21 protein-coding genes are annotated in these 24,157 nt (G+C 62.5%); 11 read left to right on the top strand and 10 right to left on the bottom strand.

Features of this window, described 5'->3' with window-relative positions:
• Positions 1–18: 18 nt before the first annotated feature.
• Positions 19–1,422: an amidase gene (locus tag ABIE35_RS12425; protein ID WP_354515301.1), complete on the top strand. Its 1,404-nt coding sequence runs from the start codon at positions 19–21 to the stop codon at positions 1,420–1,422.
• Positions 1,423–1,496: 74 nt separating this feature from the next.
• A complete protein-coding gene (locus tag ABIE35_RS12430) occupies positions 1,497–2,996 on the top strand; it encodes a peptide MFS transporter (RefSeq protein ID WP_354515303.1) in 1,500 nt (499 codons plus the stop codon).
• Between the two features lie 93 nt (positions 2,997–3,089).
• On the opposite strand, the gene ABIE35_RS12435 is transcribed toward ABIE35_RS12430, so the two are convergent.
• A complete protein-coding gene (locus tag ABIE35_RS12435) occupies positions 3,090–3,776 on the bottom strand; it encodes a DUF4190 domain-containing protein (protein ID WP_354515304.1) in 687 nt (228 codons plus the stop codon).
• A 217-nt stretch (positions 3,777–3,993) separates the two neighbouring features.
• Here ABIE35_RS12435 and ABIE35_RS12440 point away from each other — a divergent pair, with 217 nt between their 5' ends.
• Both ABIE35_RS12440 and pgm read left to right on the top strand, forming a co-directional pair.
• Positions 3,994–4,749, top strand: a complete 756-nt coding sequence (locus ABIE35_RS12440) for an SDR family NAD(P)-dependent oxidoreductase (RefSeq protein ID WP_207595695.1) — start codon at positions 3,994–3,996, stop codon at positions 4,747–4,749.
• 201 nt (positions 4,750–4,950) lie between these two features.
• The gene (gene pgm, locus ABIE35_RS12445; RefSeq protein WP_354515306.1) at positions 4,951–6,612 is read left to right on the top strand and encodes a phosphoglucomutase (alpha-D-glucose-1,6-bisphosphate-dependent); all 1,662 of its coding nucleotides are present in this window, start codon (positions 4,951–4,953) and stop codon (positions 6,610–6,612) included.
• Positions 6,613–7,176: 564 nt separating this feature from the next.
• On the opposite strand, the gene ABIE35_RS12450 is transcribed toward pgm, so the two are convergent.
• Positions 7,177–7,782 (bottom strand): malonic semialdehyde reductase, encoded by a 606-nt coding sequence (locus ABIE35_RS12450; protein WP_354515308.1) that lies wholly within the window; start codon positions 7,780–7,782, stop codon positions 7,177–7,179.
• Positions 7,783–8,037: 255 nt separating this feature from the next.
• Here ABIE35_RS12450 and ABIE35_RS12455 point away from each other — a divergent pair, with 255 nt between their 5' ends.
• Both ABIE35_RS12455 and ABIE35_RS12460 read left to right on the top strand, forming a co-directional pair.
• Positions 8,038–9,393: a uracil-xanthine permease family protein gene (locus ABIE35_RS12455; RefSeq protein WP_354515310.1), complete on the top strand. Its 1,356-nt coding sequence runs from the start codon at positions 8,038–8,040 to the stop codon at positions 9,391–9,393.
• 99 nt (positions 9,394–9,492) lie between these two features.
• Positions 9,493–10,425, top strand: a complete 933-nt coding sequence (locus ABIE35_RS12460; RefSeq protein ID WP_354515311.1) for a 5'-nucleotidase — start codon at positions 9,493–9,495, stop codon at positions 10,423–10,425.
• A 162-nt stretch (positions 10,426–10,587) separates the two neighbouring features.
• Here the strand turns inward: ABIE35_RS12460 and ABIE35_RS12465 are convergent, their stop codons facing one another.
• The 6 genes from ABIE35_RS12465 to ABIE35_RS12490 are packed head-to-tail and all read right to left on the bottom strand — an operon-like array spanning position 10,588 to position 16,871.
• Positions 10,588–11,409 carry an ABC transporter ATP-binding protein gene (locus ABIE35_RS12465; RefSeq protein ID WP_354515313.1) on the bottom strand — a complete coding sequence of 274 codons (822 nt, stop codon included), beginning with the start codon at positions 11,407–11,409 and terminating at the stop codon, positions 10,588–10,590.
• Positions 11,406–12,215: an ABC transporter ATP-binding protein gene (locus ABIE35_RS12470; protein WP_354515315.1), complete on the bottom strand. Its 810-nt coding sequence runs from the start codon at positions 12,213–12,215 to the stop codon at positions 11,406–11,408. Before ABIE35_RS12470 ends, ABIE35_RS12465 begins: the two co-directional genes overlap by 4 nt.
• A 4-nt stretch (positions 12,216–12,219) precedes the next feature.
• On the bottom strand, positions 12,220–13,083 hold the full coding sequence (locus ABIE35_RS12475; RefSeq protein WP_354515316.1) for an ABC transporter permease: 864 nt from the start codon (positions 13,081–13,083) through the stop codon (positions 12,220–12,222).
• On the bottom strand, positions 13,080–14,030 hold the full coding sequence (locus ABIE35_RS12480) for an ABC transporter permease (RefSeq protein ID WP_354515318.1): 951 nt from the start codon (positions 14,028–14,030) through the stop codon (positions 13,080–13,082). Before ABIE35_RS12480 ends, ABIE35_RS12475 begins: the two co-directional genes overlap by 4 nt.
• Before the next feature lie 4 nt (positions 14,031–14,034).
• Positions 14,035–15,687: an ABC transporter substrate-binding protein gene (locus ABIE35_RS12485; protein WP_354515320.1), complete on the bottom strand. Its 1,653-nt coding sequence runs from the start codon at positions 15,685–15,687 to the stop codon at positions 14,035–14,037.
• The gene (locus tag ABIE35_RS12490; protein WP_354515322.1) at positions 15,684–16,871 is read right to left on the bottom strand and encodes a C45 family autoproteolytic acyltransferase/hydrolase; all 1,188 of its coding nucleotides are present in this window, start codon (positions 16,869–16,871) and stop codon (positions 15,684–15,686) included. Before ABIE35_RS12490 ends, ABIE35_RS12485 begins: the two co-directional genes overlap by 4 nt.
• Positions 16,872–17,020: 149 nt before the next feature.
• Between ABIE35_RS12490 and ABIE35_RS12495 the strand changes: the two genes are divergently transcribed.
• Positions 17,021–17,869, top strand: a complete 849-nt coding sequence (locus tag ABIE35_RS12495) for a MurR/RpiR family transcriptional regulator (protein WP_354515324.1) — start codon at positions 17,021–17,023, stop codon at positions 17,867–17,869.
• 6 nt (positions 17,870–17,875) lie between these two features.
• Here the strand turns inward: ABIE35_RS12495 and ABIE35_RS12500 are convergent, their stop codons facing one another.
• Together ABIE35_RS12500 and ABIE35_RS12505 are read right to left on the bottom strand one after the other, a co-directional pair.
• Complete coding sequence (locus tag ABIE35_RS12500; RefSeq protein WP_354515326.1) at positions 17,876–18,256, bottom strand: hypothetical protein; 381 nt, start codon at positions 18,254–18,256, stop codon at positions 17,876–17,878.
• Positions 18,256–18,867, bottom strand: a complete 612-nt coding sequence (locus tag ABIE35_RS12505; protein ID WP_354515328.1) for a nucleotidyltransferase domain-containing protein — start codon at positions 18,865–18,867, stop codon at positions 18,256–18,258. Before ABIE35_RS12505 ends, ABIE35_RS12500 begins: the two co-directional genes overlap by 1 nt.
• 453 nt (positions 18,868–19,320) lie before the next feature.
• Between ABIE35_RS12505 and ABIE35_RS12510 the strand changes: the two genes are divergently transcribed.
• The 4 genes from ABIE35_RS12510 (at position 19,321) to ABIE35_RS12525 (ending at position 24,154) form a co-directional block, all read left to right on the top strand.
• On the top strand, positions 19,321–20,637 hold the full coding sequence (locus ABIE35_RS12510; protein ID WP_207595676.1) for an ABC transporter substrate-binding protein: 1,317 nt from the start codon (positions 19,321–19,323) through the stop codon (positions 20,635–20,637).
• Positions 20,638–20,700: 63 nt separating this feature from the next.
• Positions 20,701–21,798: a carbohydrate ABC transporter permease gene (locus tag ABIE35_RS12515; protein WP_354515330.1), complete on the top strand. Its 1,098-nt coding sequence runs from the start codon at positions 20,701–20,703 to the stop codon at positions 21,796–21,798.
• The gene (locus ABIE35_RS12520; RefSeq protein WP_354515332.1) at positions 21,795–22,697 is read left to right on the top strand and encodes a carbohydrate ABC transporter permease; all 903 of its coding nucleotides are present in this window, start codon (positions 21,795–21,797) and stop codon (positions 22,695–22,697) included. Before ABIE35_RS12515 ends, ABIE35_RS12520 begins: the two co-directional genes overlap by 4 nt.
• Positions 22,697–24,154, top strand: coding sequence for a GH1 family beta-glucosidase (locus ABIE35_RS12525; RefSeq protein ID WP_354515334.1), 1,458 nt, complete (start codon positions 22,697–22,699; stop codon positions 24,152–24,154). Before ABIE35_RS12520 ends, ABIE35_RS12525 begins: the two co-directional genes overlap by 1 nt.
• The last annotated feature ends 3 nt before the right edge of the window (positions 24,155–24,157 follow it).

The following is a 24,157-nucleotide window of genomic DNA, read 5'->3' on the forward strand; positions in this document are numbered from 1 at the left end:
GTGCATGACATAGCGCGGATGACTGCCGTTGAGCTCCGTGATGCCCTGGCTTCGGGCGCAGTCTCTGCCAGTGAAGCCACCACCCACTTCCTGTCCATGATCGAAGCCGGAAACAAGCAGCTGGGCGCCTTCGTCACGGTCACCGTGGAACAGGCCCTGCAGGACGCGGCCGCCGCGGATGGGCTGCACGCCAGGCTGAACCGGGAGGGACGCCTGAATGAACTTCCCGTCCTCCACGGCATGCCCACTGCCTTCAAGGACCTCACCGATGTTGCCGGCGTTCCCACCACCCACGGCAGCGCGGCCCTTGAGCACAAGCCCGCGCCCGAGGATGGCGCCCTCGCCGCGACGCTGAAGGGCCTCGGCGCCATCTCACTGGGCAAGACCCAGGTTCCAGAGTTCGGACTGACGGCCTACAGCGAAAACCGCGTTGCGCCGCCGTCGCGCAATCCGTATTCACTGGGTCGAAGCTCTGGTGGGTCGTCGGGTGGCAGCGCTGCCGCTGTGGCCGCCGGCCTGGTGCCGTTCGCTCCGGGGACAGACGGCGGCGGGTCCATCCGGATCCCGGCCGGCGCGTGCGGCCTGGTCGGGTTGAAACCAGGGCGGGGCGTGGTGCCATCGGGTGCGAGCGCGGGCGATGCCGCCAAGTTGGTGGTTGCCGGGCCGCTGGCAAGAACAGCACCAGATGCAGCGCTCCTGATGGACGCGCTGGTCCCTCGCGACCAAGCGCCCGACGGCGGATACCTCGCCAACGTGGGGCGGGCACCGGATCCCATGAGAATCGGTGTGACCCTGGATAGCCCGTGGGCCGGCATCTACCCGTTCCAGGTCGAGCAGGAAGCGATGGACGCTCTATCGCTGGGGATCCGGCTGCTGGAAAAAGCGGGCCACAGCGTTACCGAAGCCCAAATCCGCTACGACAACCGCTATCCCGAAGCATTCACCGCAGCCTGGACCGCCGGCGTCGGGAGCGCCCGGATGGCACCTCAGCGCGAGGCGTTGCTGACCCCGCTGACCCGGACGTTCCGGCGTCGGGCTCAACAGCGGAGCGTGTTGAAGGTCAACGAGGCCCTGGGTTTCCTGCGTCAGTTCGAGCACGACACCATCACGCAGTACTCGGACTGGGACCTGATGCTCATGCCGACGCTGGCGCAGACACCGCGGCCGATCGGTTGGTTTACCGGTGGCGGGCACAGTGGTGAACTCTGGCCGAGCGAGTGGGCCGGGGACGCAGACGAGGATTACAAGCGGCAATGCGAGTACGCCCCGTGGTCGTCCATGGTGAATGTGTGCGGACTCCCGGCCATCAGCATTCCCGTGCACACGACGCAGGGCGGACTGCCCATGGGGATTCAGCTGATTGGCCGGCCGGGATCTGAACTGGTGCTCCTCCAGCTCGCGGCGGTCCTCGAGAGCCGCTGAGGCCCGCTGAGCGTGCCTGGGTCGCGCGTCTAACATATGGAAAGTGGTTGCCCCGGGCATTCATCGATGTGACAATGCCCGCAGTCAGTGCCAGCATTAAGAAAATGAGCACACCTCAAACCACGGCTGAGTCCGCAAAGCCAGCGGGCGATACGTCATTCTTCGGCCACCCAAAGATGTTGGCCAGCCTCTTCTCCGTGGAAATGTGGGAGCGATTCTCCTTCTACGGCATGCAGGGAATCCTGCTCTACTACATGTACTTCACCGCCGAGCAGGGCGGTCTCTCCATTGACCAGAGCCTCGCCGCTGGTTTGGTGGGCGCGTACGGTGGCGGCGTTTACCTGTCGACGATTCTCGGCGCCTGGCTCGCCGACCGTCTCTTCGGCTCAGAAAAAGTCCTTTTCGGCTCAGCCATCATGATCATGGCCGGCCACATCGCGCTGGCCCTGCTTCCCGGCATTCCGGGCTTGATCGCGGGCCTGGTGCTGGTGGGCATCGGCTCCGGTGGCCTGAAAGCCAACGCCACGGCGCTGGTCGGCAGCCTGTACGGCGAGAAGGATGAGCGCCGCGACGCCGGCTTCTCCATCTTCTACATGGGCATCAACATCGGTGGGCTCATCGGCCCGTTAGTCACCGGCTGGCTCCAGACGAGCTACGGCTTCCACATTGGCTTCGGCGCAGCGGCCGTGGGCATGGCGATCGGCCTGGTCATCTACTCGCTGGGCCGCAAGAGGCTCCCCGAGGAAGCACACCGCGTACCCAACCCGCTCCCGGCGAAGGACCGCACCAAGTACGGCCTCATCTTCCTGGCCATCCTGATTGTGGTGGCCGTCCTGCTCGGCACTGGACTGGTCAACGCCAACAACCTGGCCAGCAGCATGGCCTACGCCGCGATCGGCGCCGCAGTGGTCTACCTGTTCCTGATCTTCCGTAGCCCCTTGGTTACCGGCGTGGAACGCAAGCGCGTGATCGCGTTCATCCCGTTGTTCATCGCATCGGCCGGGTTCTGGGCACTGTTCCAGCAGCAATTCACGTTCATCGCCGTGTACTCGCAGGAGAAGCTGGACCGCAACCTGTTCGGCTGGGAAATGCCGGCCGCGTGGGTCCAGTCCATCAATCCGGTGTTCATCATCATCTTCGCCGGCGTCATGGCTGCCCTGTGGACCAAGCTGGGCTCCAAGCAGCCGAGTTCCCCGCTGAAGTTCTCCGCCGGCCTGTTCATCATGGGCCTGGCGTTCCTTGCGTTCATCCCGCTGGCCGGCGAAGGCAAGACCCCACTGTTGGCCTTGGTGGGCATCCTGTTCATGTTCACCCTGGCGGAACTGTTCCTCTCCCCCATCGGCCTGTCCGTGAGCACCAAGCTCGCCCCGCAGGCCTTCCACACCCAGATGGTGGCGCTGTTCTTCCTGTCCGTCTCGCTCGGCACCACACTGGCCGGCATCCTCGCTGGCCTCTACAACCCCGACGACGAACTCCCGTACTTCCTTGGTATCGGCAGCGTGGCAGTGGTCCTGGCTGTTGGCCTGGCTGCAGCGTCGCCGGCGATCAAGAAGCTGATGGGTGGCGTGCGGTAACAGCCGTAACGGACTGACGTTAAACGACGACGGCGGCCCTTGCGTTCGGTGGGATTCCCACCTGACGCAAGGGCCGCCGTCGTACGCGTTTATTTAGTAGTTGTAGCGGCTCGTGGAAGCGCCGATCGCAGCGAAGAAGATGATGCCGAAGATCACTGTCAGCGCAATACCGATGTATCCCATCACCAAGCCGGCGATTGCCATGCCCCTGCCCGCAGGCTCGCGCTTGAGGCCGAGGTGGCCCAGGATGACGGCGGCGATCTGCGGGAGGATGAAGAATCCGAACCCAACAAAGATGGCGATACCGCAGCACATGCTGGCAATGCTCAGGCCCTTGGGCTCGGCTTGCATGGCGTAGTAGGCGGGCTGGCCGTAGGGTGACTGCTGCTGGCCGTAGGGCTGCTGGTTGAACGCCTGCTGCTGGTACGGGCTGGGCGGCTGGCCGTACGGCGACGGCGGTTGCTGGCTGTAGTCGCCCGGCGTGTACGCGCTGGCGGGCGGCTGCGGCTGGGCGTAGAAGTCGTTCTGGCCCTGGGCATTGTGCGTGTACGCGTCCTGCGCGTAAGAGTCCTGCCCGTGCGCGCTCTGCTCGTAGGGCGGGAGGGGCTGCGTAGCGTTGGCGCCCTCGCTTGATGCGCCTTGGTCTGAGGCGCCCTGGTGCGGTGCACCTTGGCCCGGCGCGCTCGATTCGGGTGCGCTGAACTGTGCCGGCGGGACGTACTGCGGCGGTTCGTAGCCCGCCGGCTTGTCCTCGTTGCCCTTGGATGGTTGATCTGACATAGGAATCCCCCTGAAAGTGGTCTTTGCTCCCAACACTACCGCCGTCCGGGGCGCCGCATAAGGTAGCGGGCATTGATGGCATGGGGACAACAACCCATCAGCAAAGATTCATGCATAAGCATGGAATATTTTCGAGTCAGACTCGGTTTATAGGAGTAGCGACTTAAGCAGCGCTCACCAAAAGAATCGGCGGGATCCGTCCCGCAAAGGAGGAATCATGGGTAACTTCGAAGGCAAGACCGCGCTCGTCACCGGCGGCGGCTCAGGGCTTGGAGAAGCGATCAGCAAGGACCTCGCAAAGAACGGCGTCAAGGTAGTAGTTACTGACGTCAACCTCGACGCCGCCACCCGCGTGGCCAACCAGATCACGGCCGACGGCGGCACGGCAGTTCCGTTCCAAGCCAACACTGCGGTGGCTGAAGACAGCAAGAAGGCCGTCGACTTCGCCGTGGAAACGTACGGCGCCCTCAACTACGCCGTGAACAACGCCGGCATCGGCGGCGCCAGCGCTCCGGTGGGCGACGTTGATATCGAGGACTGGGACCGGGTCATCGCCATCAACTTGAGCGGCGTCCTGTACGGCATGCGCTATCAGATCCCGGCCATCCTCGCCGCGGGCGCTTCCGAAGGCGCCATTGTGAACATGGCCTCGATCCATGGCGCCGTCGCTGCCCCCGGCAACGCCGCCTACACCGCTGCCAAGCACGCCGTGGTGGGCTTGACCAAGAACGCTGCTGCCGAATACGGCGCGCAGGGTCTCCGCGTCAACGCAATCGGCCCTGGCTACATCGACACTCCCCTGCTGGCCGCCGCCCCGAAGGAAGTCATCAATGGGCTTGAGGCCAAGCACCCGCTGGGTCGTTTGGGTAAGGCCGATGAGATCGCGAACGTCACCACGTTCCTCCTCTCCGACAAGGCCAGCTTCATGACCGGCTCCTACGTGCTGGTCGATGGCGGTTACACGGCCGTCTAGCACTGGTTTTGGACCGCTCCGGCCCGGTTTCACCAACCGGGCCGGAGCATTTTTCTGCCATACCACCCGCCGCTGAACGAACGCTTAATCTTCGCGTCGCTGGGCTTCGGTCGCGGCAAGTTTGGTGCCTTTCGGCGTCACAGGGGCCGGATCCCGGACATTTCGTGTCAGCTGACGCCAAGGTCTGGCATGCTGGACCCCATGGCTAGCCGAGCGGGCACAGTTGCCCTTCCCCAGGACCTTGTTGACATCACAGCCCTGCTGGACGCGTATTTCGACGTAGCTCCGGACTTGGGCGATCCCGCGCAGCGCGTGGCGTTTGGAACGTCGGGACACCGCGGATCCAGCTTGAAGGCATCGTTCAACGAGCCTCACATCCTTGCGATCACGCAGGCAATCGTCGAATACCGTGGACGCCAGGGCATCACCGGTCCGCTGTTCATCGGCCGTGATACCCACGCCCTCAGCGAGCCGGCACAGAACTCCGCCTTGGAGGTGCTCGCCGCCAACGGTGTGACCGTCCTGGTGGACGCCCGCCACGGCTACACTCCCACCCCGGCTTTGAGCCACGCGATCCTCAAGTACAACCGCGAAGCGGCGCCAGGCACCCCCCAGGCCGACGGCATCGTGGTCACTCCCAGCCACAACCCTCCCGGCGACGGCGGCTTCAAATACAACCCTCCCCACGGCGGCCCGGCAGACACCGACGCCACCGGATGGATCGCCGACCGCGCCAACCAGCTCCTGGAAAACGGCCTCCGTGGGGTCAAGCGCATCCCGTTGAACGATGCCCTGAGTGCTGACACCACCGGCAAGTTCGACTTCCTCAGCAGCTACGTGGACGATCTCCCCTCGGTGCTGAACCTCGACGCCATCCGCAACGCCGGTGTCCGTATCGGAGCCGACCCCATGGGCGGCGCCTCCGTGGATTACTGGGGCGAAATCGGCGAGCGCCACCAGCTCAACCTCACCGTTGTGAACCCCACCGTCGATCCGCAGTGGGCCTTCATGACCCTCGACTGGGACGAGAAAATCCGCATGGATTGCTCGTCGCCGTCGGCCATGGCATCCCTGATCAAGCGGATGGCCGTTGGTGCTGATGGCACCGCCGCTTATGACGTCGCCACAGGTAACGACGCCGACGCCGATCGCCACGGCATCGTGACCCCGGACGGCGGGCTCATGAACCCGAACCACTACCTTGCCGTCGCCATTGACTACCTGTACCGGAACCGCAGCGGCTGGAACCCGGAATCCGTGGTGGGCAAGACGCTGGTTTCCTCCTCGATCATCGACCGCGTTGCCGGTGGACTGGGCCGCAAGCTGGTTGAGGTTCCCGTGGGCTTCAAGTGGTTTGTTCCGGGCCTGCTGTCCGGCGAAGGCGCCTTCGGTGGCGAGGAATCCGCCGGCGCTTCCTTCAACAAGCTCGACGGCAGCGTATGGACCACGGACAAGGACGGCATCCTCCTGGCTCTGTTGGCTTCGGAGATCACGGCCGTCACGGGGTCCTCGCCTTCTCAGCTCTACAAGGGACTAACCGACCAGTTCGGCGCACCCGTGTACGCCCGCATCGACGCCGCCGCCACCCGCGAGCAGAAGTCCAAGCTGGGCAAGCTCTCCGCCGCCGACGTCACCGCCACGTCCCTTGCGGGTGAAGAGATCACGGCCAAGCTCACCGAGGCTCCGGGCAACGGCGCGGCGATCGGCGGCCTGAAGGTTGTCACCGAGAACGCCTGGTTTGCGGCCCGCCCCTCCGGCACCGAGGACGTCTACAAGATCTACGCCGAGTCCTTCAAGGGCGCGGACCACTTGAAGCAGGTGCAGGAAGAGGCCAAGGCTCTGGTGGACGGGGTTATTGCCTAGTTTCCCCAGCCAACCCTCTCTCACCTCCCGCGGGCTTCCAGCCAACCCTCTCTCACCTCCCGCGGGCTTCCAGCCAACCCTCTCTCACCTCCCGCGGGCTTCCAGCCAACCCTCTCTCACCTCCCGCGGGCTTCCAGCCAACCCTCTCTCACATCCCGCGGGCTTCCAGCCAACCCTCTCTCACCTGCCCTAGAGTCGAGCCAAAGATTTTCAACACTCGGGGGAACTGATGAGGCTTGAGGCCTGGCACCTACTGGTTTTACTCATTCTGCTGATAGTGGCCGCCGTGGTGATCGTGGCGGTGACCTTACTCGTCCGGTGGGTCATCAAAGCGGCAGATCATCGCGACCGGGGCAATGGACCCGAACGGGAGTGAGAGAGCGCTGGTCTCAAGCACGAGGAACGTGAGAGAGCGCTGGTCTCAAGCACGAGGGACGTGAGAGAGCGCTGGTCTCAAGCCCGAGGGACGTGCGGGAGCGATCTGTGGGCTTGGCTGGGTCCGGGCCCCCTCAACGCAAAACGCCCGCCCACATTCCTGTGAGCGGGCGTTTCTGTTCCGGAAAATTAGACGGTGCGAACAACGTCGTCGTAGGCGAACTTCGGCTTTGCTTCGCCCCAAGCGTCCGGGCCGGGCTGGCCAATGTTGACCACGAGGAAGCTCTTCTGGTCGCCGGCCGGGAAGAACTCAGCGTCGATGGCGGAGAAGTCAGCGCCGGTCATCGGGCCAGCGGCGAAACCGAGGGAGCGCACAGCCAGGATGAAGTAGCCGGCCTGCAAATGAGCGTTGTTGTTGCCCGTAGCAGCGGCGAAAGCAGGATCGGCGTCGTACATGGCCTTGGGCGCGCCGTAGGCGGGCAGGAACTTGTCCCACTGACCCTGCCAGTCAGTGTCGTAGGACAGGATGGCGACAAGCGGAGCCGACGCGGTCTTGGCCTTGTTCCCGTTGGAGAGAGAGTCCACCAGCTTGGCGCGGGCCTCGTGCGAGCGGACGTAGGTCACGCGAAGGGGCTGGGAGTTGAAGGCAGTGGGGCCGAACTTGGTGAGCTCGTAGATGGCACGGGCCTGCTCGTCGGTGACCTCACCGGCGAAGCTGTTGGCGGTTCGGGCTTCGGCAAAAATGGCGTCGACTGCTGCGGCGTCAATGACTGCTTCTTCGTGGGCAATCGTCATGGATAAACCTTTCGCTGGGCCTGGCCTCGTGAGCGGCCGGGCACTTCTGCTTTCCATGGTTGCAACTTCAAGTTCTCCTGTCGTCTTCCCGTGACGGCCCGTGACGTTGAGCACACAGCGTGACTCCGCGTGTCGTTTCCTTGCGTTGCGGGGCCCGCTTGGCGCGTTATTCACCGCGCGAGGCGCGTAGAGCAGGCCCCGCAATGGCGGTAATGTTGCACCGAATCCCAACACTCTTCTGAGGAAGGCCCCGCCATGAGCATGCTCGGCATGAAATGGAAGCTCCACGGCAACGGCAAGTCCGTCCGGCCCGGCCACGTGGTGGCACCCGACGAGCGGCTGGCGTGGCCCCTGACCATCGGCATCGGCATGCAGCACGTGGTGGCCATGTTCGGCGCGACCTTCCTGGTCCCCATCATCACGGGCATGCCTCCGGCCACCACCTTGCTCTTCTCGGGTATCGGCACCCTGCTGTTCCTGGTGATCACCAAGGGCCGCGTGCCCAGCTACCTGGGGTCGAGCTTCGCGTTTATCGCCCCGATCATGGCGTCCCAGCAGCAGTACGGCGTGAGTGGCGCCTTGGGCGGCGTGGTGCTTGCCGGCGTCGTACTAGCGCTTATTGGTGCGGTGGTCCAGAAGTTCGGCGCCGAGTGGATCAACCGGTTGATGCCGCCGATCGTCACCGGCGCCATCGTGGCATTGATCGGCCTGAACCTGGCTCCGGCTGCCAAGGCGAATTTCGACCTCGCACCCGTTACCGCCCTGATCACGTTGGTCACGATCATCCTGGTTTCCGTTCTATTCCGCGGGATTCTGGGGCGTCTGAGCATCTTGGTGGGCGTTGTGGTGGGTTACCTCGTGGCGATGATGCGGGGCGAGGTCAACTACGAAAAGATGGACGCCGCCGCATGGATTGGCCTCCCGCTGTTTCAGACGCCCGAATTCCACCTCGGCGTGGTGGGGCTCTTTGTACCGGTGGTGCTGGTGCTCGTGGCTGAGAACGTAGGGCACGTGAAGTCGGTAGCCGCGATGACAGGCCAAAACCTCGACGGCGTCTCCGGCCGCGCGCTGATGGCCGACGGCGCCGCGACGGTACTTGCCGGCTTCGGCGGCGGTTCCGGTACGACGACGTACGCGGAGAACATCGGCGTCATGGCCGCCACAAAGGTCTACTCGACGGCGGCCTACTGGGTGGCCGGTGTCTTCGCCATCCTGCTGAGCTTCTCACCGAAATTTGGCGAACTGATCGCGACCGTCCCGGCTGGTGTCCTGGGCGGTGCCGCGACCATGCTGTACGGCATGATCGGCGTGCTCGGCGTGAAGATCTGGGTGCAGAACAAGGTCAACTTCTCCAACCCGATCAACCTGACGACGGCTGCTGTGGCTCTGATCATCGGCATTGCTGACTACACCTGGACCATTGGCGAGCTGAAGTTCACGGGCATTGCCCTTGGTTCCGCGGCCGCCTTGGTGATCTACCACGGTATGAAGGGGCTGGCTCGCTGGCGCGGGACTGTGGCCGAGCCGGAAACCGAGACGGCGGGGCTGCCGCCTGCAGTGAAGTCGGCGATGAACGCTGCTGCTAAGCGGACGGGGAAGAAGGGGAAGTAGGGGTTTCCCTTGTGGCGCCGGATCTTAAGGGGCCGACACCGAGCTACGCTACATTCAGTCGACAAGGAATGTCGGCAATCTAATGCTTCGGGAGACCTAATGCCTTATAGCCTTGACGACCGACTTGTCATTGGGCTTGCTTCCAGCGCATTATTTGACTTAGCCGAGTCGGACGCTGTTTTTCGTCAGGAAGGCGAGGAAGCGTATCGCGAATATCAGGAACTCCATGTTGAGGATCGACTCAACCCAGGCGTCGCGTTTCCTTTCGTCCAACGCCTTCTGTCTCTGAACGATCTGCGCGACGCCCAGGACCCGCTGATCGAGGTAATCATCCTTTCGCGGAACGACCCTGACACCGGGCTGAGGGTCATGAACTCAATTGAAGCCCACGGGCTGCCGATAACTCGAGCGATCTTCATGCAGGGCAAGTCACCTTACAAATTTATGTCCGCCTTGAATATGTCCCTTTTCTTGTCGGCAAACGACAAGGATGTTCGGGAGGCCGTTGCCGCTAACCTTCCGGCTGGGCGCGTTCTGGACTCCACTTACGTAGACGATCCGGCCGATCGGGACCTCCGAATAGCGTTCGACTTCGACGGAGTCATAGCCGATGACGGGTCCGAGCAAGTCTTCCAAGAAGGTGGCATAGAGCAATTCCGCGAACATGAGATGCTTAACGCCGCCACTCCGCATGACCCAGGTCTTCTGCGTGATTTCCTCTCTAATTTGAACAAGATACAACGTATTGAGGAGGCCCGGGTCAAGACAGACCCGACCTACAAGCGCAGGGTACACGCATCAATTGTTACGGCCAGGAATGCACCGGCTCATCGAAGAGCCGTAGCCACCCTCAAGTCATGGGGCGTTACCGTCAATGATGCCTTCTTCCTGGGAGGAGTCGATAAATCCCTCATAACGAGTGTCCTGAAGCCACACATATTTTTCGATGACCAAACAGACCACTTGGAACGGACAGCACCAATGACTCCCAGCGTCCATGTCCCATTTGGTGCCGTGAACCTCGGCAAATAATCGTTATATGTCCGCTCAGGAGTGTTCCTTAGGCTTGTAATCTTTGGGACAGCCAGAGAACACAAGCTGAGTCCTGCTAATTCTCTGAATGCTTCCTAACGACAGGTGCATGCGTCTTCCTGTCTCGCAGCAATCCTCACGACTGTGCTCCAACACTAAACCTCACACCCCCACCTCCGCCTCGAACTCCGCCCGCCTCTGCAGCACGTCCTTCGGATCCCACCCCGGACCCGGCATCGAGGAAATGAGCAGCTTCGTGTAGCTGTGCTCCGGCGCATTCAGCACCCGGCCCGTGGGTCCCTGCTCCAGGATCGATCCCCGGTACATGACCAGCACGTCATCGGTTACCTCGGAAACGACGGCGAGGTCATGGCTCACAAACAACAGCGCGATCCCGGACGATGAACGGATCTCATTGAGCAGTGCAAGGATCTGGGCCTGCACCGAAACATCCAACGCGGACACAGCCTCGTCCAGCACCATCACCGACGGCTCGATGGCCAAGCACCGGGCGATGGCCACGCGCTGCCGCTGACCACCGCTGAGTTGATGCGGTTTGGAATCACCGTGCTTGGCCAACAACCCCACCTGATCAAGCAGCGCTGCAACCCGCGAAGAACCAGAAACCCCGTGCAACTTCATCGCCTGGTCCAAACACTGCGCCACGGTCAGCCGACGGTCCAGTGAACCGTAAGGATCCTGGAACACCATCTGGATCTCCTTGGCACGCCGCAGGCGGGCCGCACGTCCCCGTTCCCGCGTCCCAAGCTGCCGTCCCCGCACGTGGATAGTGCCGGCGTCGGGCGATTCAAGGCCCACCAACATGCGGGCGATGGTGCTCTTACCCGAGCCCGACTCCCCCACCAGCCCCATGGAACCGCCCGACGGAATGGCGAAGCTGACGTTATTGCAGGCCACAACGTTGCCCGCACCCACGCGGAATGCCTTTTGCAGCCCTTGAACCTCCAGGACGTGCTCGCTCATGATGCCCTGCTTTCTGAATTGGGGAGGTGGCCGATTGCGGGAACGGCCGACAACAGCCGGCGGGTGTATTCGTGTTGCGCCCCGTGGAAGAGGTCGTTGCCGCGCAGTTCCTCCACGATCCGCCCGCGGTACATCACGTACACGCGGTCGCAGTACGCGGCTGCCAGGTGGAGGTCGTGGGTGATGAGGAGAACTCCCAGGCCGCGCTGCGTCTGGAGGTCCCGCAGGATCGCCAGGACTTCGGCTTGGGTAGTCACGTCCAGCGCGCTGGTGGCCTCGTCTGCCAGCAGCAGTTTTGGCTGTCCGGTGAGCGCCGCAGCAATAACCACGCGCTGGAGCATCCCGCCGGAAAGCTCGTGCGGGTACTGCCGCATCCGCTCTTCAGGTTGCCGGATCCCCACTGCGGCAAGGAGTTCCAGCCCAGCCGCAGCAGCGTCCGCACGGCTGACACCCAGCACGTGGACCAGCCGCTCGGTCAGCGAGTCGCCGATCTTCCGGACTGGATTGAGCGCAGCGCGGGGATCCTGATGGATCATGGCCACCTCAGACGATCGAACCCTGTGAAGATCAGCGCGGGACGCAGCAAGAACCTCCGTCCCACCCACCGTAATGGAACCGTCGACGGCGGCCGTCTCGGGATACAGCCTCAGCACGGCTCGCGCGGTGGTGGACTTACCGGAACCGGACTCGCCCACCAGGCCCACCACTTCCCCGGCGTCAACGGAGAGACTTACGTCATCAAGGATGGGACTGACAAGGCCATTCGTAGTGATGGTGAGGCTCAGATTGTCTATGTCGAGCAGCATTTTCCTACCTCTCAAACCGTGAGTTCAGGCGGTCGGACAGCCGCACGCCCACCACGTTGACGGCCACCACAACGGCGGCGATGGCGGCGCCGGGAACCAGTGTCGGCCAGATGTGGCCTTGGATGATGCCGGATTGGCCTTCCTGAACCATGAGTCCCCACTCTGAGCTGGGCGGTTGTGCGCCGAACCCCAGGAAGCTGAGCGTCGCGAGGCTCATGAGGCCTTCGCCGAACAGCACCACCAGGTAGCCGAGGAGCGGTGGCGTCAGGTTGGGAATGATGTAGCGGACGCACAGGAAGAAGCCGCCCACACCCTGCACGCGGTAGGCATCCACGTAGGGCCGGGCCATCTCGGCCAGCGCCAGCGACCTTGCGAACTTTGCGATCACCGGTGCGTAGGCGAGCGCCAAGGCGACAATCGCCGTCGCGGGTCCTTTGCCGAAGACGGCGATGACCAAAACCACGAACAGTAGCCCCGGGAAGGCGAACATGACGTCGGTGATGCGCGCCAGGAGGACATCGATCCAACCGCCGTTCCAGGCCGCAACAGTTCCGATTGTCACCCCGAACACTGTGGCCAGCGCCAACAGTGCAAGAGGGCCGAGCAACGATTCGCGGGCGCCGTGGATGAGTCGGGAGAACAGGTCCTGGCCCACTTGGTCAGTACCGAGCAGGTGCGCTGCACCCGGCGCCTGCCAGATCGCGGTGAAGTCCACGGCGTTGGCGGCGTACGGGGCCACCCACGGTGCAAGCAGAGCGGCGGCAACCACAACGATGAGGAAGCCCAGGCTCACAAGGTACGCAACGTCGCGCTTCTTCCTGCCAATAACCGGGGTAGACGCCAGCGTGGACGTCGAGAGGGAGCTCATGATTTCTTGTCCTTTGCCTTGATGCGCGGATCAAGCAGCGGGTGGACCAGGTCCACCAGGGTGGTCACCACCATGTACGTGATGACCATGTAGAGGAGCACGGCCTGCACCACGGGGAAGTCGTGCGTGTTGATGGCATCCACCAGCAGCTTGCCGACGCCGCTGATGCCAAAGACACTCTCGACGACGACCGTTCCGGCCAGCATGCTGGCCACCACAAGCGCCACCATGGTGAGGATGGGTCCCCAGGCATTGCGGAGGACGTGCCGTCGGATCAGTTTGGAAGGAGCCAGCCCGAAACTCCGAGCCGCTTCCACGTGGTCCATGGACAGCTGCTCCACCATGGATTGCCGGGTCACCCTGCTGACTATGGCGACGGCGCCAACGGCAAGGGCCACTGCTGGCAGCGCAAGGTGGTGCAGCCGGTCCAGGAACCCTTCGCCGGCACCGGAAACGGGGAACCATCCCAGTTGCACGGAGAAGATGGACACCAGCAGCAGCCCGATCACGAATGAAGGAACGGATGCCGCGAGCGTGGTGGCCGCCGTGATGGTGGAGTCGGTCCGTTTGCCTTGGCGCAGCGCGGACAGGATGCCCAGGCCAACACCGGCCACGATGAACAGCACCGATGCGATGGCCACCAACCCAAGAGTTGCCGGAAGCCGGGTGGCCATCAGCTCAGCCACCGGTTGGTGATACTGGAACGACGTACCGAGGTTGCCAACAAAGGCCTGGGACGCCCAGAGCCAGTACTGGACCACCAGCGGCTGATCCAGGTTGTACTGTGCCTTCACTTCCGCGACCCGCTCGGGGGTGATGTTCTCCGGGTTGCCGATCAGGAACGTGACCGGATCCCCAGGCGCCGCATACATCGCGGCGAAGATGACGAACGAGCTCACCACCAAGGTCAGGATCATTCCCGCGATGCGGGTTGCTGCACGAATCATGGCACTACTTCTTGCTGCTGCCGACGTCCGCGGCCCACGGGTAGTAAAGGAACGACGCCGACGATGGTGCCCCGCTGATGTCCTTCGACATCGCGATGGTTGCGGGCGTGTGGGCCACAGGAATCCAGACGACGGCGTCCGTCCACTGCTTCTCCAGATCGATGGCAAGCTTTGCCCGGGCCGCGTCATCGGTGGTGGCTTGGGCTTCCCTGACCGTTTTGTCGTAACTCTCGCTGGCGAACTTCACGAAGTTCACCTTCGCTGTGGAGGTACCGTTCTTGTAGAAGCCGACGGGGTCGTTCTTGGAGATGTAGTACTCGTCCGAGAAGAGATCCGCTTGGGCTCGCAGGGAGGCATCCGAGTAGAAGTCCCCGTACTGCTGGCGCGGGATCGTGACAATTTCAGCCTTGAGGCCTATTTTCTGTGCCGCTTCAACCAAGGCACTGGAGATGACGTTGCGGATGGAGTCGCCGCTGTTGGCCACCACGATCGGTTCAGCAGGCGCGCCCGCTTCCTGCACCAGCTTCTTTGCCTTTTCCAGATCATCGTTGGTCGGCTGGGCAGGCGCCCCTGCCAGGGCGTCGTAGGCTGCGCTGAAGGTTGGCTCCTCGTAACCCCAGGCTCCCGGACCCACTGGGGCTTTCCACGGTTTGGCCAGTCCGCCGAACGCGGCCTGGGCCACGCCTTGTCGGTTCAATGCCAAGGAAAGTGCCTGCCGGATGCGCTCGTCCTTCAGGGCTCCGCGCTCTGTAGCTATGAGTGACCAGACGTTGGTGGATGGCCCCTGGGCGATCTGGACTTTATCGCTCTTCTGCAGCGGTCCCGCCGTCGCTGGACTGTCCAAGTACGCCCCTTGGGCTTCACCGCTGGTCAGGGCGTTCACGATTGCGTTGTCATCAGCCCAGCGGAACGTGATGGTGTCCGCCTTTGAAGCGTTGTCGGCGTCCCAGTAGTCGGCGGCCTTGGTGAGCGTGATGCTGGAACCGGCTGACCACTTGTCCAGTTTGAGGGGACCTGAGCAAGCGTCAGGGGCCGACGGCGACCCGTAGTTCGCGCCTTGAGCCTCCACTACTTTTCGGTTCAGCACGATTCCGCCGTTGCCGGCCATGGCTTGGAGGAAGATGGCGTCCCGCTGCTTCAGCGTGACGGTGATTTGGCTGTCGCCTGTCTTTGCCATGTCGGTGACGTTGGCGTATTCGTCGGACTCGTCCGCGCCTTTGGCTGCGTGGCGTTGCATGCTCCAGAGCACGTCGTCGGCGGTCATTGGAGTGCCGTCGTGGAAGGTCACGTCCTTGCGGAGTGTGAAGACCACCGTGGTGTCCGAAGTCCACTCGGCTTTCTCGGCCAAATGAGGCTTGGTAGTGAGATCCGGCTGAAGCTGCATCAACCGTTCGCAGACGTTGGACATGATGGTGTTTTCAGCTGTTGCGCTGTCGATATCCAAGTCGAATGTTGCGGGCTCCTGGGTGATCATCCACGTGACGGATTCGATCTTGCCGGCGGCTTCCGAGGTAGTAGGACCGAAGGAAACATCAGTGGGGGTGCTCTGGGCTTGCGGACCTGCAGCGTTGCAGGCGCTGATCGCCAGAGTGAAGGCGGCTGCACCGGCGATCACGCCGGTTCGGGCAAAGGGCTTGAATCTATAGTTGCGTTTCACAGTGATACCTCTGCAATGGTGGGGTTGAGGGAGTCGTGGGCGGAACCGGGCCCGTCGTAGAGGTTCCAGGGCATTTGTTCGTATTGGTGGTCGCACGGTGTTCCGTTGGTGACCAGGTAGTCACCGCTTGTGAGGTCAACACAGCTTGAGAGCAGGGTGGACCATTGGCGGACCAGCGGTCGGCGCTGGTCCGGGTGGGTACAGACGGACTCGGGAAAGCCAAGATGGTCTGACATTGCTGACTTGATGAGCTCGCGGGAGTGCACGGTGCTTGTGGCGGTGCTGACCCGTTCCAGCCCACGCCTCGCTTGTGGAACCCGGAAAAGGGAATCCACGGAGACCGGACGGTAGGTGGCTGCCAGTTGTACTGGCATGAAAGCTTCGTAGTGGTTTCCGTGCACCAGCACCCCGGACGTGTCCGGGTACATCCAACCGTTGCTTCCCGGCGTCGTCTCCACGTCAATGGAGAATCCGGAACGGTGGGACAACACTGCGTTGCTAGCGATGTGCGGTTTCTGGCGGAAGAGCGTATTCAGCGCATCCGGCAATTCAGCCTGATCCAGGACCATGCGGCGTATGAAGGTCTGCGGCATGCCGAGTTCGTCATTGAACCGGCCTCCCAAGCCGTTGGCGTTGAGCGCAATACCTGCGGAGTTTGCCCCGTGGCGGCCGATCTGGCCGGCCTCAACCTGCATGATCAGCGTGGGCTTGGGATCCTGAATAACCCGCAGGATCATCACGGTGTCCTGTGTGCCGTGGCGCCAATCCCAGTTTTGGCCGACGTACATGTGGCCGTCACCGGATGCACCATCGGTCAGGACAAAGGAGGTGCACCCGTCCACGTTGTCGCGCTCTTCGGGCTCAGGTGCCTTTGCGAAGCCGGCGTCGTAGATGATTTCGCCGCGAAGGTTCAGCACCATGATGTCCAGGACGTCCCGGCCACTGCCTTCGGCGATGCCGCGCATTTCCGTGACCAGATCCGGCGCCGTGTCAGTGCACAGCCCCATCCAGCGCTCGGCCCGCCCGCGCAGTTGCTCCCAGGTCAGTCCCGTCTGCTGCTGGAACGCTTCGGTGTAAAAATCGATGGCTTTGGCGATCAGGTCTGCGGCAGCGTTTCCGTACTGCCTCCCCCGCTCCAAGGGAGGTCCGGAGATCTCCACGATCCGCAAGGATGTGTTGCTCATATCCGTAGGGCCTTTCATTCGGTTGGGGCTCACTGTTATCCGCAGCGGGAAGGGGTATCTTTGGAACAACCGTTACAAGTGAGGGCTTCTTTAGAATGAATAGTACATCCAATGTGACTTCTGTAACAGACGTTACGAAAAATCGAGGCATGATTAATTTGCGTGGTCGTGTCCGCGAGCATTGGGACAGGCTCTCCAAAGCCGAGCGGACGGTCAGCACCTTCCTCACCAACAGCTCCCCGGAGCGGCTTCTCTATGCGAGCGCGCAGGAGCTCGGCGCCGAAAGCGGAACCAGCAGCGCCACCGTGGTCCGCACGGTCCAGTCATTGGAATACTCAGGACTCCAGGAGCTCAAGAGGGACATCGCCACCCCCTTCACCTCAACGGTGGCGCCGGAAATTCGCATGCAGCAGCGCATCGACCATATGGGCGCCAGCATTGAGGACATCTGGGAAAATGTGTGGTCCGAGGCCAAGGACCGCCTGGAACTCGCCGCCAGCGCCGATCCCGCGAAGGCGATCGCTCCCGCCGTCGAACTCCTCATGAGAGGTTCCACGATCGTCAGTTACGGTGTGGGCGCGTCCGGAATTGCCGCCCTCAACCTGGCCCTGCGCTGCAACCGGATCGGCCGGCGGGCCAGGTGCATCTCCAGCGACGGCTTCCGGCTCGCGGATGATCTGCTCCAACTTGGGAGCCAGGATGTGGTGGTCGTCTTCGCGCCGGGACGTGTAACGGTCGACGTCGAGGTGCTGCTGAAGCGAGCACGTTCAGTGGGTGCGTCCATAGTCTTACTGACGGATGAACCCGAGTCTGATCTGCATGATCTGGCCGATGCCGTGATCCTCGCCCCGCACACACCCACCGGCATGACCACTGAGGCGTTGCCGTCGATCGTGCTCAGTGATGTCCTGGTTCAGGCGCTGGTCTCCGTTGACCACGAGCAAGCAGTGGAGTCGTCGCACCAACTCACGGCGCTGCGGGAGCAGTTGGGGTACTGAGGTCTTTCACCCCAAGAAAAATTTCGATTCGGCGGCAATAACCAATTTGGAAGCCCACTCAATACACTTGCTGGACTTAGCCCGCGTGAGGCTCGAAACGTTGTACGCAGCTTTTGTCTTTTCGCCCAGAAGGCGGGCAAGAATCGCGTTCTCACCCCCGGCCTCCTTCAGCACTTTTATCGCATCAGCATGATTGTCGGACTTGGAGTGGCGGCCTAGCTCCAGTAAACAAAAAGCATCCGCTGCCGCAATGCCTGCATGGACCGCCAGGGTAGCAATGACATCTGCATAAGTTTCTTCGGGATTCAGAGTGTTGATCGTATCCGCAGCTTCGAGGAAAGCGCGCGAATCCTCGAGCCTCGCACTGGCATCTGACCTTGCCGTCACTAGGCAGCCGCCGAAGCACGGAGGTGGCGCGACAACCAATGGCGATCACCATAAAGGTGAACGCCTTCTCTCATAATCGAGTCGAATATGGGCGCCTTCCGAACTTCGGACGCTTCGTAGATCATCGGGCGAACGTCATTGCCGGTGAGACGGTAGACGTCAAGGGCCAGATCCCCGATCTGGTCATAGAGTTCATCGCCAGTGCCGTCACGAATGATGAACAGCAAGTCGATGTCAGAGTCGTTGCGCATGTCCCCGCGTGCCGCAGAACCAAAAAGAGTCACCTGCAGGGGGCGTTCAGGCCATCTCAATATTGCGCGGGATACGAAACGCGTAAAGCGATCTCTGCCCTGGGACGCTTCAGCGATGACGCCGGCAAGCATGTGAGACGAATTGAGGGCGTACTCGGTTCGGTTGCCGACCTGGACGCCCATAACAATGCCGCTCTCTTGAAGGCGCTCCAAGCATCGCCGAGTGCCAGACACCGAGGCATGGATGCCGCGGTCCCGAACCAAATGCCCGGGTGTACTTGGACGACCGTCCGCCAGTGCCATGAGGACATCCGCCTCAAGCGTCGGACATATCGCCCTCAACGGGTTCTGCAGTTGCATCAGGCCTCCCAATCGCTTCTTATTGTACGCGATTTGATGCCATCGGCAGGCACGGGAAGCGCCTGTCAGAGCTCGTTTCTAGCAACCATTACCTTTGCTCGCACCAATCAGACCCCTCGGGATTGTTGGCGGGAATCACCCACCCAGGGGTGAGCTTTCGGTAATAAGAACCCTCCATACCCCCGAGAGCCAACCCCTCGGCAGCACGGGCAGCGGGAAGCACCCACCGAGGGGTGAGCTTTCGGCAGTAAAAGCCCCCCATAACCCCGAGAGCTAACCCCTCGGCAAACGGGAGCTAACCCCTCGGCGGCACCGACGCACGAAGACACAGAACCCACGCCAGAGAGCGCTCTCTTGACGTACGTGACTTGCAGCACATACATTGGTCCCACATCCCAGAGAGCGCTCTCTCGCCATTGGCGTACGGTCGCTCGAACACACAAAGGAGTGATCGTGGAGTTTTCGCGACTAAGGAAATTCACTGCCCTGGCGGGCGTAGCCTCTCTTGCCCTCGTGGCGGCCGGTTGCAGCGGCGGAGGCGACAAAGCGGCGAGCGCAGACAATCCCGTCACGCTGACCGTGACCACCTTCGGCACTTTCGGATACGACGACCTGTACGCCGAATATGAGAAGCAGAACCCGGGCGTCACCATCGAGGCCACCAACATCGATCGCGGTTCCAACGCCCGGACCGATGCGTTCACTAAGCTGGCCGCCGGCTCCGGACTCAGCGACGTCACGGCCATCGAGGAGGGCTGGCTCGGCTCCATCATGGAGGTTTCGGACCAGTTTGTGGACCTCAAGGAGCACGGCGCCGAGGACATCAAGGGCAACTGGGTGGACTGGAAGTTCAAGCAGGGCACCGACCCCAATGGTCGTGTGATCGGTTACGGCACTGACATCGGACCGCAGGCCCTGTGCTTCAACGGCAAGCTCTTCGAGGCAGCAGGCCTGCCGAGCGACCGTGAGAAGGTCGCGGAATTGTTCGGCGGCAAGGACGCAAGCTGGGAAACGTACTTCAAGCTCGGCCGCCAGTACAAAGAGGCCACAGGCAAGGCCTGGTATGACCAGTCCGGCTTCGTCTGGAACTCCATGGTCAACCAGATGGACGAGGGTTACTACACCAAGGACGGCAAGCTGAACGTCGAGGGCAACAAGGAAATGCGGGCGAAGTTCGACATGCTCGCTGCCGGCACTGCCGATGGCCTGTCCTCCAACCAGACCCAGTTCGACTGGGGTAACGGCAAGGCATTCGTGGACGGCTCCTTCGCCACGCACGTTTGCCCGGCATGGATGCTCGGCACCATCAAGGGCCAGCTCGAGTCAGCAGGCGGAGGGGCAGCCAGCGGCTGGGACGTAGCCGACGTCTTCCCCGGCGGTGCTTCCAACTGGGGCGGCGCTTTCCTCTCGGTGCCCAAGAGCTCCAAGCACCCCGCTGAAGCAGCCAAGCTGGCAGCATGGCTGACCGCACCTGAACAGCAGATCAAGCAGTCCGCTGCAGCGAACAACTTCCCGAGCACCCTCGAAGCACAGGCGAAGATCGTGGAAGCAGCAAAGCCGAACGAACTGTTCAACAACGCTCCCTACGGCGCCATCTTTGAGTCCCGCGCAGAGGGTGTCATCGCCCAGTTCAAGGGTCCGGATGACTCTGTGATCCAGGAAAACGTCTTCGGACCCGCCCTCAAGATGCTCGATTCGGGCAAGGGCAACGCCGATCAAGCCTGGAATGAAGCCGTCAAGCTCCTCAACGACCTCGTGGTCAACAACTAGCAGCACCCGGCCGTGGGGCCTCCGGGAAACCGGAGGCCCCCTCACAGAGTCTGAGACCCGACCATGACCACCACCTTGAACCGCCCGGCCGCCGGTAGAACGGCTGCCACCAAACCGAAACCGTCGTTCCGGCAACGCCTCAACGTCTTCGACATGAAGGCGTCCCCGTACCTCTACATCGCCCCGTTTTTCATCCTGTTTGCCCTGGTAGGCCTCTTTCCCCTGGGCTACACCTTCTTCGTCTCCCTCTTCGACTGGCACCTGCTCAAAGGCCAGGGCGAATTCGTGGGATTCCAGAACTTCGCTGAGGTTCTTCAGGACAGGTTCTTCTGGAATTCCCTGTTCAACACCGTCAGCATCTTCCTGATTTCCACCATCCCCCAGCTGATCATGGCCACCATCATCGCCGCGGTGCTGGACCAGAACCTGCGTGCCAAGACCTTCTGGCGCATGAGCATCCTGCTCCCCTACGTTGTGACTCCCGTGGCTGTCGCCATGATCTTCACCAACATGTTCGGCGAGCAGTACGGCCTCATCAACAACATCCTGTCCAGCTTCGGCATCGATCCCATCATGTGGAAGAACGACACCCTTCCCAGCCACATCGCCATCGCCACCATGGTGAACTGGCGCTGGACCGGCTACAACGCGCTCATCCTTCTGGCCGCCATGCAGTCAGTACCGCGCGATATCTACGAATCCGCAGCAATCGACGGCGCCGGCTCCGTCCGCCGCTTCTTCAGCATCACGCTGCCGAGCATCCGGCCCACCATGGTGTTCGTTATTGTCACGGCCACCATCGGCGGGCTGCAGATCTTCACCGAGCCAAGGCTCTTCGATCCCGTGGCCGCCGGCGGAACGGCACGCCAGTTCCAGACCACCGTGTTGTACCTGTGGGAGATGGCTTTCCAGCGGCAGAACTTCGGCAAGGCTTCCACCATCGCCTGGCTCCTGTTTCTGATCATCCTGCTTTTCGGCATCGTTAACTGGCTGATCTCACGCCGCATCGCCACCAATGGCGATGATCGCGGAGCAGCCAGCCGCCGCCGTCGGAAGCGTTCTTCCGCCGCGAACACTAAAGCGGACGACGGCGGCCTCGCCGGCCAGGCGGTATCGGCACCAGCAGCGGCACCAGACTCGACCCCGAGGAGCGGGAAATGACCCTCACGCAAAACCGGCCGCAAGCACCTGCCCCTCAGCGAGCTTCCCGATCCATGACCACCCGAAAAGCACTCCTTGGCAACGGCCGCCGGCCCGGCTTCCTGACCTACGGCCTGCTGCTCGCGTTCTTCCTGGCCTCGGCCTACCCGCTGTGGTGGTCCGTGATCATCGGCAGCCGCTCCAACGAAGCACTCGGTGAGACCTGGCCGCCGCTGTTCCCGGGCGGCAACTTCTGGACCAACGTTGGCGAGGTCTTTGACACCATCCCGTTCTGGTTGGCGCTCGGCAACAGCGTCCTGATCTCGGGCATCATCACCGTCTCGGTGGTGGGCTTCTCCACCCTGGCCGGATACGCGTTCGCCAAGCTGCGCTTCCGCGGCCGGAACTGGCTGATGGTCGCGGTGATCGCCACCATGGCCATCCCTACGCAGCTCGGCATCATCCCGCTGTTCATGCTGATGCGCACGCTGGGCTGGACAGGTGAGATCGGCGCCGTCGTGATCCCTACCCTGGTGACAGCGTTCGGTGTCTTCTTCATGCGGCAGTACTTGGTGGACGTAATCCCGGACGAGCTCATCGAGTCGGCACGTATGGATGGTGCGTCCATGATCTCCACCTTTTGGCATGTTGCACTGCCGGCCGCGCGTCCGGCCATGGCAATCCTGGGCCTCTTCACGTTCATGACGGCATGGACTGATTTCCTCTGGCCCCTGCTGGTGCTCGACGCCGGCAACCCCACCTTGCAGACGGCGCTCAGCCAACTGCAGTCGGCCCGCTACGTGGACTACTCGATCGTCCTGGCCGGCGCCGTCATGGCAACACTTCCGCTACTGGCCCTCTTTGTCCTGGCGGGACGTCAACTCATTTCCGGAATCATGCAAGGAGCAGTGAAGGGCTAATGCCATTCGAAGCAACAACCCACCCAGCGATCACCCCTTTTAACAGGGTGTGGCCCGAGGGCTTCCTCTGGGGCTCGGCTACCGCCGCAGCGCAGGTGGAAGGTGCCAGCCACGAAGGCGGCAAGGAAGATTCCGTGTGGGATGCTTTCGCCCGTATCCCGGGCGCCATAGCCAACGGCGAGACGCTGAAGGACGCGGTGCAGCATTACCACCGCATGCCTCAGGACGTCCGGATCATGAAGGAGCTGGGCCTGGATTCCTACCGGTTCTCCACCAGCTGGTCCCGCGTCCGGCCTGGTGGCCGGGCCGCGAACGCCGAAGGCTTGGACTTCTACTCCCGCCTTGTGGATGAACTGCTCGACGCCGGCATCCTCCCTTGGTTGACCCTTTACCACTGGGACCTCCCGCAGGCGCTGGAGGAGAAGGGCGGCTGGGCCAACCGGGACACCGCCTACCGCTTCGTCGACTACGCGAACGATGTCTATTCAGCACTGGGTGACCGCGTTCAGCACTGGACTACGTTCAACGAACCGTTCTGCTCCTCACTCCTTGGTTATGCGGCCGGTGTGCACGCTCCCGGCCGTCAAGAGCCGAAAGCAGCCGTCGCAGCGATCCACCACCAGCACCTCGCCCACGGCCTTGCGGTCAACGAGCTGCGGAGCCGCGGCGCCCAGCAGTTGGGGATCACGCTCAACCTCAGCAACTCCATCCCGCGGGATCCTTCCGATCCCGTAGACCTCGACGCCGCGCGCCGGTTTGATTCGCTGCAGAACAGGATCTTCCTTGATCCGATCCTCCGTGGCGTTTACCCGGAGGACTCGCTCAACGACCTTGAGCAGTTCGGCATCCGGGACGTCATCAAGCCCGGCGACCTGGAGATCATCGGCGCTCCCATCGATTTCCTGGGCGTCAACCACTACCACGATGACCTCATCAGTGGTCACCCCACTGATGAACACGGCGACGGCCACTCGGGCGGCGCAACCCGCCCGACGTCGTCATGTTGGATCGGTTCGGAGGACATCGCATTCCCCAGCCGCGGCCTGCCGCGCACTGCGATGAACTGGGAGGTCAACCCGGACGGGCTTCGGAAGCTCCTGGTGCGTCTTGGCGAGGAATACCCCACGCTGCCACCGCTGTACATCACCGAAAACGGTGCCGCTTACGACGACGTCGTCAGTCCTGACGGGGCGGTCCATGATGCCGAGCGGACCCAGTTCGTGCTGGATCACATCACGGCCGTGGGCGAGGCACTGGACCAAGGCGCCGATGTGCGCGGCTACTTTGTTTGGTCACTCCTGGACAACTTTGAGTGGTCCTGGGGCTACGGCAAACGCTTCGGGGTGGTTCGCGTGGATTACGACACCTTTGAGCGCAAGGTGAAGGACAGCGGACTGGCTTATTCCCGGGTCATCGCCTCAGCCAAGGCTTCTGCCACGGCCACAGTGAACGCCTAAAGT

It is taken from the genome of Paenarthrobacter sp. 4246 (assembly GCF_040546855.1).
Taxonomy (GTDB): Bacteria; Actinomycetota; Actinomycetes; order Actinomycetales; family Micrococcaceae; genus Arthrobacter.